The 20,629-nt window shown below is 71.4% G+C and carries 19 protein-coding genes; 12 read left to right on the top strand and 7 right to left on the bottom strand.

Annotated elements, in window-relative coordinates; translation table 11 throughout:
- Positions 1-17 precede the first annotated feature (17 nt).
- The gene (locus AB0C16_RS02015) at positions 18-794 is read left to right on the top strand and encodes a GNAT family N-acetyltransferase (protein ID WP_357677900.1); all 777 of its coding nucleotides are present in this window, start codon (positions 18-20) and stop codon (positions 792-794) included.
- A 131-nt stretch (positions 795-925) separates the two neighbouring features.
- A complete protein-coding gene (locus AB0C16_RS02010) occupies positions 926-1,882 on the top strand; it encodes a YafY family protein (RefSeq protein WP_357677899.1) in 957 nt (318 codons plus the stop codon).
- Here the strand turns inward: AB0C16_RS02010 and AB0C16_RS02005 are convergent.
- Together AB0C16_RS02005 and AB0C16_RS02000 are read right to left on the bottom strand one after the other, a co-directional pair.
- Complete coding sequence (locus AB0C16_RS02005) at positions 1,869-2,429, bottom strand: alpha-L-fucosidase (protein ID WP_357677897.1); 561 nt, start codon at positions 2,427-2,429, stop codon at positions 1,869-1,871. The two genes, AB0C16_RS02010 and AB0C16_RS02005, sit on opposite strands and share 14 nt — an antisense overlap.
- Before the next feature lie 110 nt (positions 2,430-2,539).
- Positions 2,540-3,109 (bottom strand): RICIN domain-containing protein, encoded by a 570-nt coding sequence (locus AB0C16_RS02000; RefSeq protein ID WP_357677895.1) that lies wholly within the window; start codon positions 3,107-3,109, stop codon positions 2,540-2,542.
- A 23-nt stretch (positions 3,110-3,132) separates the two neighbouring features.
- Between AB0C16_RS02000 and AB0C16_RS01995 the strand changes: the two genes are divergently transcribed.
- Positions 3,133-3,711, top strand: a complete 579-nt coding sequence (locus AB0C16_RS01995; RefSeq protein ID WP_357677893.1) for a hypothetical protein — start codon at positions 3,133-3,135, stop codon at positions 3,709-3,711.
- A gap of 109 nt (positions 3,712-3,820) precedes the next feature.
- On the opposite strand, the gene AB0C16_RS01990 is transcribed toward AB0C16_RS01995, so the two are convergent.
- The 3 genes from AB0C16_RS01990 to AB0C16_RS01980 are packed head-to-tail and all read right to left on the bottom strand — an operon-like array spanning position 3,821 to position 7,528.
- Positions 3,821-5,314 (bottom strand): AMP-binding protein, encoded by a 1,494-nt coding sequence (locus AB0C16_RS01990; protein WP_357677892.1) that lies wholly within the window; start codon positions 5,312-5,314, stop codon positions 3,821-3,823.
- A 1-nt stretch (position 5,315) separates the two neighbouring features.
- Positions 5,316-6,365: an acyl-CoA dehydrogenase family protein gene (locus AB0C16_RS01985; protein WP_357677890.1), complete on the bottom strand. Its 1,050-nt coding sequence runs from the start codon at positions 6,363-6,365 to the stop codon at positions 5,316-5,318.
- Positions 6,362-7,528, bottom strand: a complete 1,167-nt coding sequence (locus AB0C16_RS01980; protein WP_357677888.1) for an acyl-CoA dehydrogenase family protein — start codon at positions 7,526-7,528, stop codon at positions 6,362-6,364. The genes AB0C16_RS01985 and AB0C16_RS01980 overlap by 4 nt, the downstream gene beginning before the upstream one ends.
- A gap of 157 nt (positions 7,529-7,685) precedes the next feature.
- Here AB0C16_RS01980 and AB0C16_RS01975 point away from each other — a divergent pair, with 157 nt between their 5' ends.
- The 5 genes from AB0C16_RS01975 to AB0C16_RS01955 all read left to right on the top strand — a co-directional run bounded on the left by AB0C16_RS01975 (position 7,686) and on the right by AB0C16_RS01955 (position 12,838).
- Positions 7,686-9,035 (top strand): HAMP domain-containing sensor histidine kinase, encoded by a 1,350-nt coding sequence (locus tag AB0C16_RS01975; RefSeq protein ID WP_357677886.1) that lies wholly within the window; start codon positions 7,686-7,688, stop codon positions 9,033-9,035.
- Between the two features lie 67 nt (positions 9,036-9,102).
- Positions 9,103-9,702: a TetR family transcriptional regulator C-terminal domain-containing protein gene (locus tag AB0C16_RS01970; RefSeq protein ID WP_357677884.1), complete on the top strand. Its 600-nt coding sequence runs from the start codon at positions 9,103-9,105 to the stop codon at positions 9,700-9,702.
- Positions 9,703-9,764: 62 nt separating this feature from the next.
- The gene (locus tag AB0C16_RS01965) at positions 9,765-10,709 is read left to right on the top strand and encodes a diiron oxygenase (protein WP_357677882.1); all 945 of its coding nucleotides are present in this window, start codon (positions 9,765-9,767) and stop codon (positions 10,707-10,709) included.
- Positions 10,710-10,793: 84 nt separating this feature from the next.
- Complete coding sequence (locus AB0C16_RS01960; RefSeq protein ID WP_357677880.1) at positions 10,794-11,804, top strand: copper resistance protein CopC; 1,011 nt, start codon at positions 10,794-10,796, stop codon at positions 11,802-11,804.
- Positions 11,801-12,838: a CopD family protein gene (locus AB0C16_RS01955; protein ID WP_357677879.1), complete on the top strand. Its 1,038-nt coding sequence runs from the start codon at positions 11,801-11,803 to the stop codon at positions 12,836-12,838. The genes AB0C16_RS01960 and AB0C16_RS01955 overlap by 4 nt, the downstream gene beginning before the upstream one ends.
- On the opposite strand, the gene AB0C16_RS01950 is transcribed toward AB0C16_RS01955, so the two are convergent.
- Positions 12,796-13,965, bottom strand: a complete 1,170-nt coding sequence (locus tag AB0C16_RS01950; protein WP_357677876.1) for a hypothetical protein — start codon at positions 13,963-13,965, stop codon at positions 12,796-12,798. The two genes, AB0C16_RS01955 and AB0C16_RS01950, sit on opposite strands and share 43 nt — an antisense overlap.
- Before the next feature lie 124 nt (positions 13,966-14,089).
- Here AB0C16_RS01950 and AB0C16_RS01945 point away from each other — a divergent pair, with 124 nt between their 5' ends.
- Positions 14,090-15,202, top strand: a complete 1,113-nt coding sequence (locus AB0C16_RS01945; protein WP_357677873.1) for a transposase — start codon at positions 14,090-14,092, stop codon at positions 15,200-15,202.
- Positions 15,203-15,255: 53 nt separating this feature from the next.
- On the opposite strand, the gene AB0C16_RS01940 is transcribed toward AB0C16_RS01945, so the two are convergent.
- Positions 15,256-16,665 carry a cytochrome P450 gene (locus tag AB0C16_RS01940; protein ID WP_357677871.1) on the bottom strand — a complete coding sequence of 470 codons (1,410 nt, stop codon included), beginning with the start codon at positions 16,663-16,665 and terminating at the stop codon, positions 15,256-15,258.
- A gap of 25 nt (positions 16,666-16,690) precedes the next feature.
- Here AB0C16_RS01940 and AB0C16_RS01935 point away from each other — a divergent pair, with 25 nt between their 5' ends.
- From AB0C16_RS01935 to AB0C16_RS01925, 3 genes are read left to right on the top strand one after another with little or no spacing between them, the layout of a single operon-like run.
- Positions 16,691-17,098 (top strand): PaaI family thioesterase, encoded by a 408-nt coding sequence (locus AB0C16_RS01935; protein WP_357677869.1) that lies wholly within the window; start codon positions 16,691-16,693, stop codon positions 17,096-17,098.
- A gap of 47 nt (positions 17,099-17,145) precedes the next feature.
- A complete protein-coding gene (locus AB0C16_RS01930) occupies positions 17,146-19,680 on the top strand; it encodes an alpha/beta fold hydrolase (RefSeq protein ID WP_357677866.1) in 2,535 nt (844 codons plus the stop codon).
- Positions 19,677-20,525 (top strand): ABC transporter permease subunit, encoded by an 849-nt coding sequence (locus AB0C16_RS01925; RefSeq protein ID WP_357677864.1) that lies wholly within the window; start codon positions 19,677-19,679, stop codon positions 20,523-20,525. The genes AB0C16_RS01930 and AB0C16_RS01925 overlap by 4 nt, the downstream gene beginning before the upstream one ends.
- The last annotated feature ends 104 nt before the right edge of the window (positions 20,526-20,629 follow it).

Raw genomic sequence — 20,629 nt, 5'->3', positions numbered from 1 at the left:
GAGGGTAGGAGGTCCGGGTGACGAGCGCGTACCAGGTCGCCGGAGAGGCGGCGGCGAAGGCCGGGGTGGCGATCCGCGAGCTGCACGAGATCGGCGAGTTCGTGCGGGTCTACCGCCTCTTCGACGACATCTGGCATCCCGATCCGGGCAATCCGCCCGTGACGGTGGAGCTGATGGCCGGGTTCGCCCACGCGGGCGGCTACGTGGCCGGGGCCTTCGAGGACGACTCTCTCGTCGGCGCGTCGGTCGGCTTCCGGGCGGACGGCCGGACCCTCCACTCGCACGTGACGGGCGCCTCGATCGGGCGGGGCATCGGCTACGCGCTCAAGCTGCACCAGCGCGCCTGGTGCCTGGATCGGGGGCTGACCGCGATCAGCTGGACGTTCGATCCGCTGGTGCGCAGGAACGCCCGGTTCAACCTGGCCAAGCTCGGCGCCCGGCCGGTCGAGTACCTGACGAACTTCTACGGCGTCATGGGCGACGCGATCAACGAGGGCGACGAGTCCGACCGGCTGCTCGCGCTGTGGGAGCTGACCGGGCGGGCACAGGAGCCGCCGGGCGGGCCGTACACCGCCGGGGTGGGCGTGGAGGGCGGGCTGCCGGTGATCGGGCGCGTGGACGGGCCGGTGGTGCTGGTCGCGACGCCGCCCGACATCGAGACGCTGCGCCGGGCGGACCCCGGGGCGGGCAGGGCATGGCGGCTGGCCCTGCGGGAGGTGCTCGGCGGGCTGATGGCACGGGGATCCCAGGTCGCCGGATTCACCGACAAGGGCGAATATGTCGTAGTTAACTAGATAGTTCACAGCCGTGCCGGGCAGGTGCGCCGGCGGCCCGATCACGCCGGTGGCGGTCCTGCCGACCGGCACGGGCGAGATCCGCGTCATCGCGGAACCCGGTCTTCCGCGATAGCGGGCAGACTGGGGGCATGCTCGACACCTCGGCCCGCCTGCTCAAACTGCTCTCCCTGCTCCAGGCGCACAGGGACTGGTCGGGCCCGGAGCTGTCCGAACGGCTCGGGGTCTCGACCAGGACGATCCGCAACGACATCGAGCGGCTGCGCAGCCTGGGCTATCCGGTGCACGCCACGCCCGGCGTCGCGGGCGGATACCGGCTGGGCGCGGGGGCCGCGCTGCCGCCGCTGCTGCTCGACGACGAGGAGGCCGTGGCGGTCGCGGTCGGGCTGGGCCGGGCCGCGGGCGGCGGCGTCGAGGGCATCGAGGAGACCTCCGTGCGCGCCCTGGCCAAGCTGGAACAGGTGCTGCCGTCGCGACTGCGGAGCCGGGTCAACGCGCTCAACGCCTACACCGTGCAGATCCCGGGCAAGGCGCCGTCCGTGCCGCCCGGGGTGCTCACGGCGATCGCCGTCTCGGCCCGCGATCACGAGCGGCTGCGCTTCGACTACACCGATCACGACGGCGCCTCGAAGACACGTGACGTGGAGCCGCACCGGCTCGTGCACCGGCGTGGCCGCTGGTACCTCGTCGGCTACGACGTCGAGCGGAAGGACTGGCGGACGTTCCGGGTCGACCGGATCGAGCCCCGCACGCCGCCGGGGCCGCGTTTCACGCCGCGCGAGCTGCCCGGCGGTGGTGACGTGGCCGCGTACGTGGAGAAGGGCGTCAACACGGCGATGTGGCGCTACCGGGCGACGGTGCTGCTGCACGCGCCGGCCGAGCGGATGAGCCACCTGCGGGCCGAGCTGGAGCCGGAGCCGGTGGACGACGCGACCTGCCTCGTCAGGATGGGCGGCGACGACCTCAACGGGATGGCGGCCTGGATCGGGTTCCTCGGCGTCGACTTCGAGGTGGTCGACCCGCCCGAGCTGGCCGAGGCCGTGCTGAGGCTGTCGGAGCGCTTCCGCAGGGCGGTCAGCGGCCGGTAAGGCGCCGGTCAGCGGCCGGGCGCAGGCTCGCCGCCATGAACATGACGCGGATAGCGGGCGGCAGGGACGACTTCCAGATCGTGCACCACCTGACGCTCACCGGCTCGCAATCGAGATCGGCCGGGCGCTCACCGAGGAGGCGCGCAGGCTGGCCTGGGCTCCCACGGCGATGAGCCCGACCGTGAACCGGGCCCGCAGGACGCTTGCGGCGATGACATGGTCGAGAAGACGACGTCCGATCGCCGGATCGTCTGCGAGGGGTGGTTCCAGTCCAGGATCGAGTAGTAAAGCCCGAACCTGATCCCCTGCCCGCAAAGACCTGTTGCTGGTAGTCGGCCTTCGACCGGTTCTCGTCGTTGAACACCCACTCGCCGCGGCCGAGGTAGGAGCAGGAGCCGAAGTGGATGAACATGCCGAAGCGCGCGGCGTACCACCAAGCCATCCGGGTGGGGACGGTGTAGGCGGCGGGCTGCTGGAACGCCGCCAGACCGCCGACGGCGGTCGCGGCGGTAAGCGCGGCAACCGTGAGAAGTTGCCGGCGGTTCATGGACGTGGATATGGAGACCTCCAGGGGGCGGGTGCCATGAGACGGGGGGATCGACACGAATGCCGGGGCCGTCGGACGAAGCGAAGCCCGTCCGACGGCCCCGGCCCGGACTACGCCTTGGCGAGCTTCCACAGCTGGTTGGGATAGCCGTTGCAGCCGTACTGGACGACATCCCCGCCCGGCTCCGTAGCGGCTCCAGTGACGTCCAGGCACATGCCGGGTGCGTGCGCTGGCTTGAGGTTATATCCGTTGGCCGTCTTCCCCAGTGCCCAGCGCTGGTCGGTGACGCCGGTGCAGGGCCACTGGATAACGTCGGTGCCCGCGGGGGTGGCGCCGTCGCTGACGCCCAGGCACTGCTGGCTGTGCTGGGCCACGAGCTGCGTGGTGGACACGTCGCGGCGCCAGCACCGCTCCACGCCGGGCGTGGTGTGGCCGAACACGGCGCCGGTACAGGCGACGCCGCCGGTGTGCACGGCCCGGACGTCGTTGCCGTCGGCTCCGTAGCGCACTTCCGAGGTGCCGGTGAAAGCGCAGGTCTGCCCCTCGGTGGCGCACTGGCTCCAGGAGGAGTCCTCCACGACGAGGCGGTCGACGTTGCCCCAGACCCCGCCGCCGGGCGCTCCGCTCTGTCCGAGGACGCGTACCCTCAGCGTGTGCCGCCCCGCGGCTCTACGCCGCACCCCTGGACGGGCCGGCCGACGGCGTGCTGAGCTTCGCCGAAGTCCGGGACCGGGCACAGGTGTTCGTCGGCAGACGCGGCCGGGGCGTGCTCAGCCGCGACCACGGCGAACGGATGATCGCCATCTCCGGCGACTCCTCCGTGGAACTACTCGTCGAGGACCTCGGCAGGGTCAACTACGGCCCGCGCATCGGCGAGCCCAAGGGGCTGATCGGCCCCGCCTGGCTCGACGGGACGGCCGTCTCCCGGTGGACGGTACGTCCCTTGCAGCTGGACCGCATCAACGCCGTGACCAGCAGGCTGCGCGACGGCACCCCGGTCGACGCCGCGGTCGCCGGACCGGCGTTCGCGCTCGCCCGGTTCGACGCCGCCGACACCGGCCTGGACCTGTTCCTCGACACCTCAGCCTGGGGCAAGGGCGTCGCCTGGATCAACGGGTTCTGCCTCGGCCGGTACTGGAACCGAGGGCCACAGCGGAGCCTTTATGTGCCCGCTCCCCTGCTCCGAGTGACCGGCAACGAGCTCGTGGTGCTCGAACTGCACGCCGCGACGCCGACCGTGCGGTTCGCCGCGGGCCCCGACCTCGGGCACACCGAGGCGTAGGCCGCGCCGCCGCCCCGCACGCTGTGGACCACGGTGTTCGACACCGCGGACCGCACGATGGCGACCAGGTTCTTGCTGGGCGACGACCGCTACAGCGACGAGCTGGTGTTCACGCCCCGGCCAGATACTCCTGCCTGACCTTCGAGCGCGACAGCTTGCCCGTGGGGGTGCGGGGCAGCTCGTCGCGATACTCGATCACCTTCGGATGCTTGAACTTGGCGATGCGCGGCGCGCAGTGCTCCAGCAGCGCGGCGGTGAGCTCGGGGCCGGCCTCGACGCCCTCGGCCGGCTGCACGAGGGCGACCACGTTGTGACCCCACTCCTCGTCGGGCACCCCGATGACGGCCACGTCGGCGACCGCGGGATGCTCCAGCAGCGCGGCCTCGATCTCGGCGGGGTAGATGTTGACCCCGCCCGAGACGATCAGGTCGGTGCGCCGGTCGCACAGGAACAGGAAGCCGTCCTCGTCCATGTAGCCGATGTCGCCGGGGGCGTACCACTCGCCGCGCATGCTGGCGGCCGTCTTGGCGGGGTCCTTGCGGTACTCGAACGTGCCGAGGCCGGACTTGATGTAGATCATGCCGGGCTCCCCGGCGGGCAGCTCCTCGCCCTGCTCGTCGAGGATCCTGGCCTCGAACATGGGCGCCGGCTTGCCGACGGTGCCGGGCCGGGCCAGCCAGTCGTGCGGCTTGACCGAGAAGGCGATCGTGGACTCGGTCGAGCCGTAGTACTCGTACAGCACCGGCCCCCACCAGTCCATGATCCCCTGCTTGACCGCCACCGGGCAGGCGGCGCCGGTGTGGATGACCTGCCGCAGGCTGGACAGGTCGTACCTGCTCTTGACGTCGTCGGGCAGTTGCAGCATCCGGTGGAACATGGTGGGCACCATCATCGCGTTGGTCACCCGGTAGCGCTCGATCAGCTCCAGGATGTTGACCGGCTCGAACCTCGGCGTGATCACCACCGTGTGCCCGAGGTGCAGCGCGAACTGCGTGTGCGCGCAGGGCGCCGAGTGGTACATCGGCGAGGTCACCAGGTGCACCTCGTCGCCCGGCGTCAGGTCGACCACCTCGCCGAAGAACCACGCGTAGAGCGGGGCGATCGCCTCGGGCTCGGTTCCCGGCAGCGGCCGCTGCACGCCCTTGGGGAAGCCGGTGGTGCCGGAGGTGTACCACATCACCGCGCCGGTGGTGCGGTCGGCGGGCGCGGTGTCCGGCTGCCCCTCGGCGAGCGCGCCGGTGCCGAGGTCGGCGTTGGGCACGGACTTCGCGTGGGACTCGTGGGTGACCACGACCTTGGCGTCGCAGTCGCCCAGGATGTAGGAGATCTCCGTCTCGGTGAGGTGCCAGTTGATCGGCACGTAGTACATGCCGACCTGGCCGGTCGCCATCAGCATGACGACCGCGTCGATGCCGTTGGGCAGCACGCCGGCCACCACGTCGCCGGTGCCGAGCCCGCGGGCCCGCAGGCCGTGGGACACCTGGTTGACCGTGGCGAGCAGCTCTCCGTAGGTCGTCTCGGAGCCGTCGGTGTCGATGACCGCGAGGCGGCCGGGGTCGGCTGCGGCGATCGCGTAGAAGCCGGGCAACTGCTTGACGTCCATTTCACAGCTCCAGGAGTTCGGCGAGGCGGGCGCGGTGGATTCGGGGCGGGCCGAGCAGCACCTCGTCGGTCTTGGCCCGCTTGTAGAACAGGTGCGCGTCGTGCTCCCAGGTGAAGCCGATGCCGCCGTGCAGCAGCAGGTGGTCGCGGGCCACCTCGAAGCAGGCCCGGCCGACGTAAGCCTGGGCGAGCGCGGCGGCGGCGGGCAGCTCCTCGGGCGACTCGTCGGCGGCCCAGGCGGCGAAGCGGACGATCGACTCGGCCTGCTCCAGCTTGCAGTGCATGTCCGCGAGCTTGTGCTTGACCCCCTGGTACGAGCCGATGTAGCGGCCGAAGGCGACGCGGATCTTGGCGTAGGCGACGATGGCGTCCAGCGAGGCGCGGAGCACGCCGAGCTGCTCGGCCGCCAGCGCGACGGCCAGCCGGTCGCCGATGCCGCCGTCCTGCGGCGGCGCGCCGAGCACCCGGCCCCGCGCTCCGTCGAGCTCCACCCGTGCCTGGCCGCGGGTGATGTCGAGCGTCTCCAGCGGCGTGCGGGTGACGCCCTCGCCCTCCAGGTCGACGGCCACCAGCGCCACGCCGTCACCGGTCAGAGCGGGCGCCAGCAGCACGCCGGCCTCCATGCCGCCGAGCACCTGGTCCAGGGTGCCGCGCACCGCCACGCCGCCGTCGGCGCTGTCGGCCGTCAGACCGGCGCCGGCGGGCGGCTGGGCGAGGGTGGCGACGACGCGGCCCTCGGCGATGCCGGTCAGCAGCTCCTTGTCGGGCACCCGGGTGAGCGCGATCGTGGCGAACGTGGTGGCCAGGAAGGGGCCGGGCAGCAGCGCCGCGCCCATCTCGGTCAGCACCACGGCCAGCTCCGCGAAGCCGGCGCCGGCTCCGCCGTGCTCTTCGGGGACGATCAGGCCCGACAGGCCGAGCTCGCCGTTGAGGCGGGCGTAGACGTCCGGGTCGTAGCCCTCGCGGACCTTGGGCAGCGGCGAGACCGCGCCCAGGAAGGAGCGGACGGTGTCGCGGAGCTCCTGTTGTTCCTGGCTGAGTACGAGCTTCACCCCTGGGTCCCCACCTTCAGGTCCTTGAACGGCACGGTCTTGTCCACCCGCGGCTCGGGCGGCAGGTTGAGCACCCGGTCCCCGACGATGTTGCGCATGATCTCGTTGGTGCCGCCGCCCAGCGCCATGCCGGGCGCCAGGGAGATCGCCTGCGACAGCGCGCCGCCGCCGACGACGGAGGAGGGACCGGCCAGCCGGGTCGCGAGGTCGGCCTGGTACATGGTCAGCTCGGCCAGCAGCAGCTTGGCCGCGCTGCCGCGGGCGCCGGGGAAGAGACCGGCCTTGGTCTCCTGAGCCAGGCGCTGGTTGAACAGGGCCAGCGCCCGGGAGCGGATGTGCAGCTCGACGAGCTCGTCGCGGACCAGCGGGTCGGTGGTGTCGACCAGCCGGCGCAGCCCGTCCACCGCGGTCGGGTCGTCCCTCCGCCTGCCCATGCCGACGCCAGACGAGATCGACAGCCGCTCGTGCAGCAGGGTGGTGACCGCGACACTCCAGCCGTCGTTCACCTCGCCGACCCGATGCTCGTCGGGGATGGGGACGTCATCGAAAAAGATCTCGTTGAAATTGGCCCTGCCCGACATGTCCTTGAGCGGCCGGACCGTCACCCCCGGATGCCGCATGTCCACGATGAACATGGTCAGGCCCTTGTGCTTGGGCACGTCGACGTCGGTCCGGGCCAGCAGCAGGCCCCAGTCGGCGTGGTGGGCCACGGACGTCCACACCTTCTGCCCGTTGACGATCCAGTCGTCGCCGTCACGCACGGCCCTGGTCTGCAGGCTGGCGACGTCGCTGCCCGCGCCCGGCTCGGAGAAGAGCTGGCACCAGATCTCCTCGCCGCGCAGCAGCGGCCGGACGAAGCGCTCGCGCTGCGCGTCGGTGCCCCGGTCGACGAGCGTGGGGCCCGTCATGCCGAGGCCGATGGAGAAGACGTACGTTGGGAGGGTGAAGTCGCGGGACTCGGCGGCGAAGGCGCGTTCCTCGGCCTGGGTCAGGCCCTGGCCGCCCCACCGCGCGGGCCAGGTGATGCCGGAGTATCCGGCATCGTAAAGCCTGGCCATGAATTCCTTGGCGCGGGCGATGCCGTCCGCCTCCGCCGCGTCCGCTGCCGGGGTGTTGGCTTCCAGCCACGACCTGGCGGTACGCCGATACTCGTCAAGGTTCACATCGTCTCCTTGGCATCAGTGTTCACTTACTCTAACCAGCCCGCCGCAGCACGCATAGAGCAGTATTTTGGGCGTTTTATCCGAATTTGGAGCTGAATCTCCGCTAATTGGAGCGAAGCCGACCTAGTGTGCTCATCTGATTACCGGGGGGAAGGGTGTGATCACACGGTTCGGGAGCTCCATCCGGGCGCGGCTGACATTCTGGGCCGGCGTCGCGGCAGCGCTCTTCTGTATCCTGATCAGCCTGCTCGTGATGTACGCCGCGGAGCGCACCGCCGACGACTGGCGCCGGGCCTCAGCGGTGAACGCCGCGCTGAGCACGGTCCACCATCTCGAACGCGGCGAACTGCCCACCGTGATCCCCGAAGACGACGTGGACGGAATCCAGGTGCTCAACGCCGCGGGAAAGGCGATGGCCTCGACGCCCAATCTGGTCGGGCGGCCCCGCGTCAGCACCCTGGTGCCCGAGAACACCGCCAGCCGCACCCTGATCACCTGCGACCTGCCGGACTTTCCCGGAGACTGCCAGTTCATGGCGATCTTCCGCGCCTACCAGGACGGCGGCGACTGGCTCGTCTACTCGATCGTGGAAGAGGTGCCGTGGTACATCCATCCGGCACTGGTCGGCTCCCTCGCCGGCTTCACGGTGGTGATGGTGCTGCTGACCCGGTTCGGCGTGTCGCGGGTGGTGGCCAAGACGCTCGCCCCCGTGGACGGGATCTGCGCCGAGCTGGCCGAGATCACCACCACCGACCTGGGCAAGCGGGTACGGGTCCCGCGGAACGCGGACGAGATCCGGGAGCTGGCGAGTACCGTCAACCAGACCCTCGACCGGCTGGAGGACGCGGTGGAGCGTGAGCGCAGGTTCGCCTCGGACGCCTCCCACGATCTGCGCAGCCCCATCACCGCGATGCGCACCCAGCTCGAGGACGCCGTGCTGCATCCCGCCGACGCCGACTGGGAGGAGGTCGGGCAGGCCCTGATGAGCAGTCTGGACCGGCTGCAGGCCATCGTGACCGACCTGCTGACCCTGGCCAGGCTCGACGCGGGCGCGCCCTCGGCCCGCGAGCCGGTCAACCTGTCGGAGCTGGTCTCGGCGGAGACGGCCAGACCGCGCACCAAGAAGGTCATCACCACCCTGCATCCGGACGTGATCGTCCCCGGCGACCGGATACAACTGACCCGCCTGCTGACGAACCTGCTCGACAACGCCGAACGTCACGCGGAGTCCACGATCATCGTCGCCGTGCGGCGCACCAGGGACATGGCCTACATCGAGGTCCTCGACGACGGCGCCGGCATCGCGCCCGACCAGCGCGAGACCGTCTTCCAGCGCTTCATCCGGCTGGACGCCTCGCGCAGCCGCGACGCCGGTGGCACCGGGCTGGGGCTGCCCATCGCCAGGCAGATCGCCACGGCGCACAACGGGACCCTGGTCATCGAGGATTCCGACTACGGCGCCCGCTTTGTCCTGCGGCTGCCGCTCGCGGAGGAGCCATCCGGGTGACACTTCCCATACCTGGTGCCCGATTTGTCCTACTGATCGTCCTGCCCACTGGTTAAAGTGGCCCGCTGTGACTCCAGGTTTCAGCCGATTACGGCGCGAGGACTTGCTGAAGACGGCCTGCGAGGTGATCGCCGAGCGAGGGTTCGGTCACACCAGGACCCTCGACATCGCCCGGGCCGCCGGCGTGAGCCAGGCGCTGCTGTTCTACCACTTCGAGACCAAGGACCGGCTGTTCGCCCAAGCCTTCGACTACGCGGCCCGCCAGCATCGCGAGACGCTGGCGGAGATCGAGCGCCTGGAGCGGCCACCGCTGGACCGCCTGCGGACACTGCTCAGGCGCTGCTCGCCCAACGGCTCACCGGACGGGTGGCGACTCTGGATCGACGCCTGGGCCGAGGCGATGCGCAGCCAGGACCTCGAGGAGACCTCGCGCGGGCTCGACGAGCAGGGCAGGACGGTGCTGCGCGGGATCATCGAGGACGGCGTGGCCTCGGGCGACTTCGTCTGCGCCAACCCCGAGGACGCCGCCTGGCGGATCTTCTCGCTCATCGACGGGCTGGCGATCCACACCCACGTGCATCCCCGCACGCTGTCACGGCGCCGGATCACCCATCTGGTCCGTACGGCCGCCGCCGCGGAGCTCGGCCTGACGCCCACCGATCTGTGAACCCCCTTCCACACTTATTGGATGGTCCGTACAATTAGCGGGCGAGGAGAGGAGTGCACGCGATGACACCTGCGCCGAGCTCTACCACCGCCCCCGACCGGAGCGCCTACCGGGCGGTCGTCGAACGCCTGTCGAAGGCCTCGGTCGACAAGCACTGGGAGCCGTACCGCGACATCCCGTGGGACGACCCCGACTTCCTCATCGACCGGACCGACCCGCGCTGGGAGCTGCCGGACGTCGACAAACTGGGCGGCCACCCGTGGTATCGCAGCCGTCCCCCCGAGACCAGGGCGCTGATCGGGCTGTGGCGGGTGACCACGGCCATGAAGATCGGGCTGCAGTTCGAGAACCTGCTCAAGCGGGGCCTGCTGAACTTCGCCTACCGGCTGCCCAACGGCTCCCCCGAATTCCGCTACGTCTACCACGAGACCATCGAAGAGGGACATCACGGGATGATGTTCCAGGAGTTCGTCAACCGCACGAAGCTCCCCGTGCGCGGCATGCCCGGCCCGCTGTCGGCCATCGCGCAGGTGACGCCGTGGATCCCGCTGATCTCGACCGAGTTGTTCTTCGTGTTCGTGCTGGGCGGCGAGGACCCGATCGACCACGTCCAGCGCAGGGTGCTCAAGGACGACCGGCCGCACCACCCGCTGGAGGAGATCATCATGCGCATCCACATCGCGGAGGAGGCCAGGCACATCTCCTTCGCCCGCCACTACCTGCGCGACCGGGTGCCGAGGATGCCGAGACACCGCCGCTTCCTGCTGGGCGTGATCTCGCCGATCGTCCTCGGCGTGATGGCCCGCATCATGCTGGCCCCGCCCGGATCGATGATCAAGCGGTTCGGGATCCCGGTCGACGTCGTGGCCGAGGTCTACCTGCGCAACCCGGCCGCCAGACAGGAGATCCGCGACTCGGTGAGCAGGACCCGCGAGCTGTGCGCGGAGATCGGCCTGGTCAACGCCTTCAGCAGGCGCGTCTGGAAGCTGATGGGCATCTGGGCCTGACCGCCGCGGTTCACGGGCGCCGAACGGGTCCCTCATGGGTGGGACCATGGATGTCGCATGACGTCCCATGGAAGGTGCTGATCGGTGAGGCGGCTACTCACGGTCCTGCTGCTCGCCTGCGCCGGGCTGGGGATCTCACCCCCGGCCCTGGCGCACAACGTGCTGGCGAGCAGCGACCCCAAGGACGGAGCGACGCTGTCCTCCTCTCCCGAGCGGATCACACTGGTGTTCGACCAGCCCGTACGCCGGGGCTACGCGCAGATCGGCGTGACCGGGGCCGACGGCTCGTCCTGGGCCGACGGGGCCGCCACGGTGGCCGCCGAGCGGGTGTCCGTCAAGGTCGGGCCGCTGCCCGCGGGGGGCGCGTACGTCGTCGGCTACCGGATCCTGTCGGCCGACGGGCACCCGGTCACCGGCAAGATCACCTTCTCCCTGGCCCCGGCCAAGGCCTCCGCCCTCCCCACCGACCCCACACAGGCCGACCCGGCACAGGCCGACCCGGCACAGGCCGACCCGGCACAGGCCGACCCGGCACAGGCCGACCCGGCACAGGCCGACCCGGCACGGGCGGATCCGGCACAGGCGGATCCGGCACAGGGTGACCCCACCCAAGCCGACCCCGCACAGGGCGACCCCGCGCAGGGCGACCCTGCGCGGCAGGATGTCGGGGCCGAGGCCGCCGATGCGGCCGAGGCGGCGGCGAACGGCGGGGCGGGCATGGCCGTGGTGTGGATCGTGGGGGCGCTGCTGATCCTGGCCGTGGGCACGGCGGTCGCCCTGCGGCGGGCCGCCCCCGGCCCCGACGGCGCACCGCCGACCCGGGAACCCGGCGGGGCACCGGACCAGAACGACACGGCACCGGGCCGCGACACGGCGCCAGTTCCCGACACGGCACCGGCCCATGACACACCGCCAGTGCCCGACACGGCACCGGCCCATGGCACACCGCCAGCCCTCGACACGGCACCGAGCCGCGATACGGCATCGGCCCATGACACACCACCGGTACGGGACACGGACGGGGCGCCGGTTCGGGGCGCGTCCGGTCCGGCGCCGGTGGGTGTGGCGACGACGGATCAGGAGGGGCCGGCGTGACGGTCACGGCCGCCGCCCGAAAGCGAGCGGACGGCCGGGCGGGCGGGTGGTCGGCGGCGGGCGCGTTCGCGGTGGGCGCGGTCGTGGCGGCCGTGGTGGCCAGCACGCTGACCGCGCAGGAGGCGGTGCCGGGCATCCCCATGCCGGGTCCGGTCGTGGCCGTCGGGCTGCCGGTCGTGCGGGTGCTCCTGGACGTCGCCGCGGTCGCCGTGGTCGGCCTCAGCCTGCTGTCCAAGCTGCTCGGCTACGACGATCCGGAGCGCACCGAGCCCGTCATGCGCCGGGTGCGGCCGCTCACGGTCACCGCCGCGTGGGCGTGGGCGGCGTGCGCGCTGCTCACGATCGTGTTCCAGACGGCCGAGCTCAACCCGGGCGGCGTGCCCACGCTCGGCATGATCGCCGGCTACGTCGACACCGTCGGCACCGGCCAGGGGCTGCTGTTCAGCGCCGCGTGCGCGCTGGCCGCGGCGGGCATCGGGCTGATGGCGGTGCGCTTCGGCGAGAAGGTGCCGGCCGAGCTGCGCATCGTGGTGGCCCTGTTCGGGCTGCTGCCCATCCCGGTCACCGGCCACGCGGTCGACTCGGTCTGGCACGACCCGATCATGATCGCGATGGAGGCGCACGTGATGGGCGCGGCGCTCTGGGCGGGAGGTCTGGGCGCGGTCGCGGTGTTCGTCGCGCCGCGCAAGGAGCTGCTGGCCGTCGCCCTGCCCCGGTTCTCCCGGGTCGCGACCGTGTGCCTGGTGCTGGTGGGCCTGTCCGGGCTGATCAGCGGGCTCGGCACGATGGCGCTCACGCCAGGCGTCGAGCTGCCGGGCGCGATCGTCACCAGTGAGTACGGCCTGCTGGTGGTGGTCAAGGTGGCCCTGACCGCGCTGCTGGTGCCGCTGGCCGCGCACATCCGCTTCCGGCTGCTGCCGGGCATCCACCGGGGCGCGACCACGGCCGTCGTGGGCTGGGCGACGGCCGAGCTGACCGTGATGGGCCTGGCCTACGGCGTGGCGGTGGCGATCACCCGGGCCTCGATCGGCTGACGCCCGGCCAGCCACTCGCAGGCCAGCCAGACGGCCAGCAGCCCGGCCCCCGCCCAGACGGCCGACGACATGACCAGGGGCGGGGCGCCCAGCAGGCCCGACTGGCCGGTGAGCGTGCCGTACACCTGGCCCATGATCGCGCTCTGCGCGGCCAGCGCGCCGTAGACGGCGGCCGTCACCCCGGCGGAGCCGAGCACGGCGCGCACGACAGGCATCCGCACCGCGAACGCGAGGTCGACGCAGAGCCCGCCGATCACTAGGAAGAACGGCACCGCCGACGGCGGGAAGCCGGTGAACGTGAGCAGCGGCCAGATCAGCGTGCGGAACCCGACATAACCGGCGGCCACCAGCGTCGCCGCGCCGAACCTGCCGATCATCATCCGGGCGACGACCAGCACGGCCAGGCCGGCGACCACCGCGTAGACCGGATACAGGGTGTCCGGCACGGGCAGCGCGAACCCCGTCATCATCACCCGGTCGATCGGGCGGCCCATCTGGTCGGCGGCGAACCGCAGCAGGATCGGCTCGGCGTAGGTGGCGCCGTTGTCCCAGGCGCCGATCGACAGGATGCCGTACTCCTGGTGCTGCTCGGGGAAGTGGACGTTCTCCAGGAAGAACGCGAAGAAGGCGCCGAGCACGACGGTGCGCTCCCTGCCCGGGGGCGCGCCCATGAACCAGCCGCGGATGACACCCGCGATCATGAGGAACGTCCCCGCGTAGAGCATGATGTGCGACGGGCTCCACGACGTGATGTCGAGCCCGTTGACCCGGTGGTTGATCAGGTCGAGCGGCACCGCCACGAGGAACACCCCGGTGCCCCACTGGATCAGCCGGAGCGCGGACCTGTCGACGCCGTAGCCGGTGTAGCCGTGGACGATGGTCAGCGCGACGGCCAGCACCGTGCCGGCCGAGTTGAGCAGGTGTGGCGGCGCGAGGTCGTCGCGGAGCCACTTGAAGTGCCACGACACGTCCCACGCCGAGCCGAGCAGCTTGAGGGTGAGCGCCACCAGCCAGCCGTAGTAGAGGACCCTGAACAGGTCGGGCGGGGTCTCGCGCCCCGCCTGGCCCCGGGCCCAGTGGGGGGCGGCCCAGGCTACGGTGTTTCTGACAATGGCTGGTGTTCTCACGGCGAGCATCCTATGGTCCGCCGCGCGGGTTCAGCGGTTGATGCGAGGAACCCCGGGCCTTCGGGCCCGGGAGGAATCGCATACGGCGTCGCGCGTTAGGTAGATCCACAGTAAACTTCACAACGTGAAATTCGTTGTGCAGGTCCGGCTGTTCCCCGAGCCCGCCCAGGAGGCGGCGCTGGCGGACACTCTGCGCCTGTGCAACGAAGCCGCGAACCTGGTCTCCCGCATCGCGTGGGAGACGAAGGTGTTCCGCAACTACGACCTGCGGCTGCATGCCTACGGCGAGCTGAAGAACATGGGCCTGTCGGCGCAGCCTGCCCAGCATGTGATCAAGAAGGTCGCTGACGCCTACGTGACGGTGAAAGCCCAGGTGAAGGCGAAGCTCCGCAAGCCCCTCGCCAAGCCGATCGGGTTTCGCACCGACGCTGCTCAACCGTTCGACGACCGGTGCCTGTCCTGGCAGGTCGAGGAACGCACCGTGTCGATCTGGACCACCGGCGGCCGGATGAAGGGCGTCCGGTTCGGTTGCTCCGAGAAGCAAGCCACCGCGCTCGCGGCCTACCGCAAAGGCGAGTCCGACCTGGTTCACCGGGACGGCATGTGGCTGCTCATCGCCACCTGCGACGTCCCCGACACCGACGTCACCGAACCCGACGGGTTCCTCGGCGTAGACCTCGGCATCGCGAACATCGCCACCACCGACGACGGCAAGCGATATTCCGGCAAGCACCTGAACGCGGTCCGGCACCGCGACCGGGAGCTCCGCCGCCGCCTGCGGGCCAAGCAGACCAAGTCCGCCAAGCGGCTGCTCAAGGCCCGCCGCCGCAAGGAGTCCCGGTTCGCCCGGGACGTCAACCACGTCATCTCCAAAAGCATCGTGACCGAGGCAGAACGCACCGGACGCGGCGTCGCGCTCGAAGACCTGAGTGGGATCCGCGACCGGGTACGGCTCCGCAAGCCCCAGCGGGTCACATTGCATTCGTGGTCGTTTCACCAGCTTGGCCGGTTCGTCGCCTACAAGGCCGCCCGCGCCGGGGTCGCCGTGATCTACGTCGACCCGGCCTACACCTCGCAAGGGTGTTCGGCGTGCGGCCACATCGACAAACGCAACCGGCCTAGCCAGGAAACCTTCGCCTGTACGTCGTGCGGCTTCGCTGAGCACGCCGACGTCAACGCAGCCCGCAACATCGCTAAGCGCGGAGTTGCGGGCTGGGCAGTGAGTCACGCTGCCTGACGCGGCCTGAACCGTCGAAGCCACCGACGGCGAGGAGCTGCAAGCTCGGTCGTTTACGGCCGAGAAGCTGACGAGAGCGGTGCCAGCCGTACGGGCAGGTGCTTGAGGCCGTTCTGGAAGTTCGAGGTGAGGCGTACGGGCTCGCCCGTGAGCGTGACGTCCCAGGTGAGGAGCTCTCTGAAGACCGAGCGCAGCTGGACCCTGGCGAGGTGGGCGCCGAGGCAGAAATGCGGGCCGAACCCGAAGCTGACGTGGTCGTTCGGTGTGCGGGCGATGTCGAAGCGGTCGGGGTCGGGGAAGACCGCCGGATCGCGGTTGGCCGAGGCGTGATAGACGACGACCTTCTCGCCGGCCCCGACGCGCCGGCCGCCGAGCGTGAGATCGCGGGTGGCCGTGCGCCTGAAGTCCATGACGGGCGGCCAGAAGCGCAACATCTCCTCCACGGCCGAGTCCAGCAGCGACGGGTCGGCGCGCAGCCGGGCGAACTGGGCGGGGTGTTCGAGCAGGGTGAGCAGGCCGCCGGGGATGCCGTTGCGCAGCGTCTCGTTGCCGGCCACGGCGAACAGGAAGAACATGTTCTCGAACTCCGCCTCGGTCAGGCCGCCCTGCAGCATCGCGGACATGACCGAATCGCCGTCCAGCGGCGAGCGCGCCAGGGCGTGCGCGTAGCCGAACATGTCGCGCAGCGCCGCCCGGGAGCGCGGGTTCGTGCCGGGGCGCGGCTCGGGCCGGGAGGCGGCGGCCAGGCGGCCGACGGGGGTGAGCTCCTCGACGTCGGCCGTGGACAGGCCCGCGTAGTCGGCGTCCTGGTAGCCGATCACCCGCGAGGCCCAGTCGTACAGCAGCCGCCTGTCCCGGTCGGGGACGCCCATGACGTGCGCCAGCGTCCAGACCGGGAGGTCGGCGGCGACCTCGACGAAGTCGCACTCGCCCGCGGCGAACAGCGTCGCGGCCCGCTCGGCGATCGTCCGCTCCAGCGCGCGGACGGCGCGCGGGGTGAGGGCGCCGGCCACGATCCGGCGCAGCCTGGAGTGGCCGGGCGGATCGGTGTTGAGCATCATGGCCTGCACGAAGGCCAGGTCGGCGGGGGTTTCGGGGTCGCGGATCTGGGTGGCGCCCAGGTGGGAGGAGAAGTCGGCGGGGGTGCGCAGGACGTGCTTGACGTCCGCGTGCCGGAAGACCGCCCAGTAGCCCGGCCCCTCCGGCCACGGGCCCACCGCGGGCTCGGGGACGCGGCACACGGGGGCCTCGCGCCTGAGCCGGGCGTAGAGCTCGTACGGCACGGCCCGCGTGTACGTCGAGGGCAGGAAGACGTCCACCGGCGGCCGCGCGGATCCGGCCTCGTCCGCGGGCGGGCGCGGTGATCGGGCGTCGTCCACGGGCGGCCCCTGTGCGGCGTCGTCCACAGGCGGGCGGGGTGATCCGGTGTTGTCCACAGGAAAAGCCGGGGTCTCCTCGTTCACGGGTTCCAGCGTGCATGATGAGCGCGTGACTCCAGAAGACGGTGAAGCGATTCTCCGCGACTACTTCGCGCCCTGGATCCAGCGGCTGGGGCTGCGGGTCGAGGAGGTGGGCGAGCGCCACGCGGTCGTCCGGCTGCCCTGGTCCGACGCCCTGGCCCGCGAGGGCGGCGGGCTGTGCGGGCAGGCGATGATGGCCGCCGCCGACACGGCCACGGTCATCGCGATCTCCTCGGCCAGGGGCGGGTTCGTGCCGATGACCACGGTGCAGCAGTCGACGACGTTCCAGCGGCCGGTCGTGGACAAGGACGTTCTGGTCGACGTGCGCATCACCAAGCTGGGCCGCACGCTGGCCTTCTCCGAGATCACGCTGACGGCCGACGGCGCCGGCGACCCCGTCGCGCGGGCGTCCACGGTCTACGCGATCCTCGGCTGAGCCGATCGTCTCAGGGATCTCTCAGGTCGGGAAAGTAGGCTCACGCCATGAAACGTGTGGCCGCGCTCGTCGCGGTGCTCGCGCTCGTCGGCGTGGCGGTCTGGGTGGTCTGGCCGTCCGCGCCCGAAGTGCGCGGCCAAGAGCAGAGGATCGCCGTCGTCGACGGACCGGCCGACGACCAGCGGGTGGAGATCGACGCGACGTTCTTCGCCCCGCCGGGCGGTGGCAAGGCTCCGGCCGTCCTGCTCGCACACGGTTTCGGCGGCAGCAAGCAGAGCGTCCGCTTCCAGGCGCAGCGGCTGGCGCAGGACGGCTACGCCGTGCTGACCTGGTCGGCGCGCGGGTTCGGCCGCTCGACCGGTCAGATCGCGCTCAACTCCCCCGACTACGAGGTCAAGGACGTCAAGCAGCTGATCGACTGGCTGGCCAAGCGGCCCGAGGTCAGGCTCGACGCCGCGGGCGACCCGCGCGTCGGCATCGCGGGCGGCTCCTACGGCGGGTCGATCGCGCTGATGACGGCCGCCCACGACGCCCGGGTGGACGCGATCGTCCCCCAGATCACCTGGTCCGACCTGGCCGACGCGCTGTTCCCCGACGCCACGGGCCAGGGCCCGGCCAACGGCGTGTTCAAGCGCATGTGGGCCGGCTTCTTCTTCGGCAGGGGCGGCGGCCCGATCCAGGGCCTGGAGGCGCTGACCCGGCAGCCGGAGCCGCTCTCGGCGCAGGAGGCGCGGTGCGGCAGGTTCCTGCCCGAGATCTGCGAGATCTACCAGCAGGTCGCCGAGACGGGCAGGGCCACGCCCGAGGCCGTGGCGCTGCTGCGCCGGTCCAGCCCCGTCACCGTGGCGGGCCAGATCAAGGCGCCCACGCTGCTCATCCAGGGGCAGCGCGACTCGCTCTTCCCGCTCGGCCACGCCGACGCCAACGCCAGGGCGATCGCCGCGGCGGGCACACCGGTGAGCCTGGCCTGGTTCGACGGCGGCCACGACGGCGGCAACGGCGAGGCCGACTGGCTGCACGACCAGACGGCGGCCTGGTTCGGCCGCCATCTCAAGGACGACGGATCGGCCGTGGCCAGGCCGTTCACGGTGACCCGTGACGGCGGGCGCGACCCCGGCACCCGCCAGCGCATCCGCCTGCATCCCGAGGCCGACTCCTATCCCGGCCTCGGCGGCACCGCCACGACCTCGGTCACGCTGTCGGGCCCGGAGCAGCCGGTGGTCAACCCGCCGGGCGGCGCGCCGGCCTCGATCTCGACGGTGCCTGGGGTCGGCGGCCTGCTGGGCGGCGGCGGCCAGGGCAACACGAGCGTCTCGCTCGACATGCCGGGCCAGAGCGCCTCCTTCGAGTCGCCTCCGCTGACCGCGCCCCTGCAGCTCACCGGCAGTCCGACCGCCACGATCAAGGTGTCCGGCAAGGGCCAGGTGACGCTGTTCGCCAAGCTCTTCGACGTGTCCGACAGCGTCCAGCCGCCCAACCTGCCCGCCGGGCTGGTGGCGCCGTTCCAGGTGACCATCCCCGAGGGCCAGAGCAGCGTCGAGGCCACCGTGACGCTGCCCGCCGTCGACCACGCCTTCGCCGCCGGGCACAGGCTGCGGCTGACGGTGGCGACGACCGACATGGGCTACGCCACTCCCGCCGAGCCGGCCTCCTACCAGATCGGCCTGGCCTCGACCGCGCTGACCGTGCCCACGGTCGCCGCGCTCGCGGCGCCCGCGACCGGGGTGGCCTGGTGGGTGTGGGCGATGCCGCTGGCCGCCATCGTCGTGGCCGCGCTCCTGCTGGCCACCGGCCGGACGCGCTCGCGCGACGGTGGAGACGCGGCCGAGCGGGCCGGCGACCCCGGGGTCCCGCTGGAGATCACCGGGCTGACGAAGGCCTACCGCAACGGCGAGCTGGCCGTCGACGGGCTGTCGTTCCGGGTCGAGCAGGGCCAGGTGCTGGGGTTGCTCGGGCCCAACGGGGCCGGCAAGACCACCACGATGCGGATGATGATGGGGCTCATCCAGCCCGACGAGGGCGAGATCCGGATCTTCGGCGACCGGGTGACGTCCGGGGCGCCTGTGCTGTCCAGGCTCGGGTCGTTCGTCGAGGGGCCCGGCTTCCTGCCCCACCTGTCCGGGCGCGAGAATCTCGAGCTCTACTGGGCCGCGACCGGCCGCCCCGCCGCCGACGCCCACTTCGAGGAGGCGCTCGAGATCGCCGGGCTGGGCAAGGCGCTGGAGCGGGCGGTGCGCACCTACTCCCAGGGCATGCGCCAGCGGCTGGCGATCGCCCAGGCCATGCTCGGCCTGCCCGACCTGCTGGTGCTCGACGAGCCGACCAACGGGCTCGACCCACCCCAGATCAGGGAGATGCGCGAGGTGCTCAAGCGCTACGCGCTCGACGGCCGCACAGTGATCGTTTCCAGTCACCTGCTGGCCGAGGTGGAGCAGACCTGCAGCCACGTCGTGGTCATGCACCGCGGCCGCCTGGTCTCCACCGGGCCGGTGTCGGTCCTGCTCAGCCAGGCGGTGCCGGCCAACGGCCACGGGCCGCGCCTCGAAGACGTGTTCCTCGACCTCATCGGAGACAAGTCGTGACCGCCGCGACGGGCTACGTGCCCCGCCATACCCTCCCGCTCAAGGTCGAGATCGTCAGGCAGTTCAAACGACGGCGCACCCTCGTCATGTTCGGGCTGCTGCTGGCGCTGCCGTGGATCCTGGTGATCGCCTTCCAGTTCGGCCCCCAGGGCGGCGGGCAGCAGCAGGCGGCGCTGCGCATCTCCGACCTGGCGTCGGCGAGCGGGCTCAACTTCGCGGCGTTCGTGCTGTCGGTGTCGGCCAGCTTCCTGCTCGTGGTGGCCGTGGCGCTGTTCTGCGGCGACACGGTGGCCAGCGAGGCGAGCTGGTCGTCGCTGCGCTACCTGCTGGCCGCGCCGGTGCCGCGTGACCGGCTGCTGCGGCAGAAGCTCATCGTGGCGCTCGGCTACTCGGCGACGGCGGTCATCTGCCTGCCGCTGATGGCGCTGCTCGCGGGCACGCTCGCGTTCGGCTGGCACGACATCCAGGTGCCCGGCACGGGTGAGACCATCCCGGCGCTCGACGTGCTGCCGCGGTTCGGCATCGTGATCGGCTACGCGCTGGTCAGCCAGCTGGTGGTGGCGGCGCTGGCGTTTCTCGTCTCCACGATCACCGACTCGCCCCTCGGCGCGGTGGGCGGGGCGGTGGGCCTGTGGATCGTGAGCACGATCCTGCAGGCCGTGGAGGCGCTGGGAGCGTTGCGGGAGTTTCTGCCGACGTTCTGGAACACCGCCTGGCTCGACGCGCTCGCGCCGGAGCTCGACTGGAGCGGGATGGCCAAGGGCGCCTCGGTGTCGGTGACCTACGCGGCCATCCTCATCGCGGTGGCCTTCCGCAGGTTTCGCCGCAAGGACGTGGTCAGCTAGGTCTCAGGCCCAGTGCGGGGGCTTGTTGTCCAGATAGAACGAGTCTGACTCGTCCTCCTGCCACTCGCCCCAGCCGAGGTCGGTGTCGTCGGTCGACTGCTCCG

The organism is Nonomuraea sp. NPDC048916 (assembly GCF_040649575.1).
Taxonomy (GTDB): domain Bacteria; phylum Actinomycetota; class Actinomycetes; order Streptosporangiales; family Streptosporangiaceae; genus Nonomuraea.
This window is presented reverse-complemented; position numbering and strand designations above follow the sequence as displayed.

What these genes read in the sequence shown, in the direction of transcription:
- AB0C16_RS02005 (WP_357677897.1), bottom strand. Translation starts at nt 2,429, where the DNA reads ATGAACCGCCGGCAACTTCTCACGGTTGCCGCGCTTACCGCCGCGACC.
- AB0C16_RS01965 (WP_357677882.1), top strand. Translation starts at nt 9,765, where the DNA reads ATGACACCTGCGCCGAGCTCTACCACCGCCCCCGACCGGAGCGCCTAC.
- AB0C16_RS01930 (WP_357677866.1), top strand. Translation starts at nt 17,146, where the DNA reads ATGAAACGTGTGGCCGCGCTCGTCGCGGTGCTCGCGCTCGTCGGCGTG.
- AB0C16_RS01990 (WP_357677892.1), bottom strand. Translation starts at nt 5,314, where the DNA reads ATGGACGTCAAGCAGTTGCCCGGCTTCTACGCGATCGCCGCAGCCGAC.
- AB0C16_RS02010 (WP_357677899.1), top strand. Translation starts at nt 926, where the DNA reads ATGCTCGACACCTCGGCCCGCCTGCTCAAACTGCTCTCCCTGCTCCAG.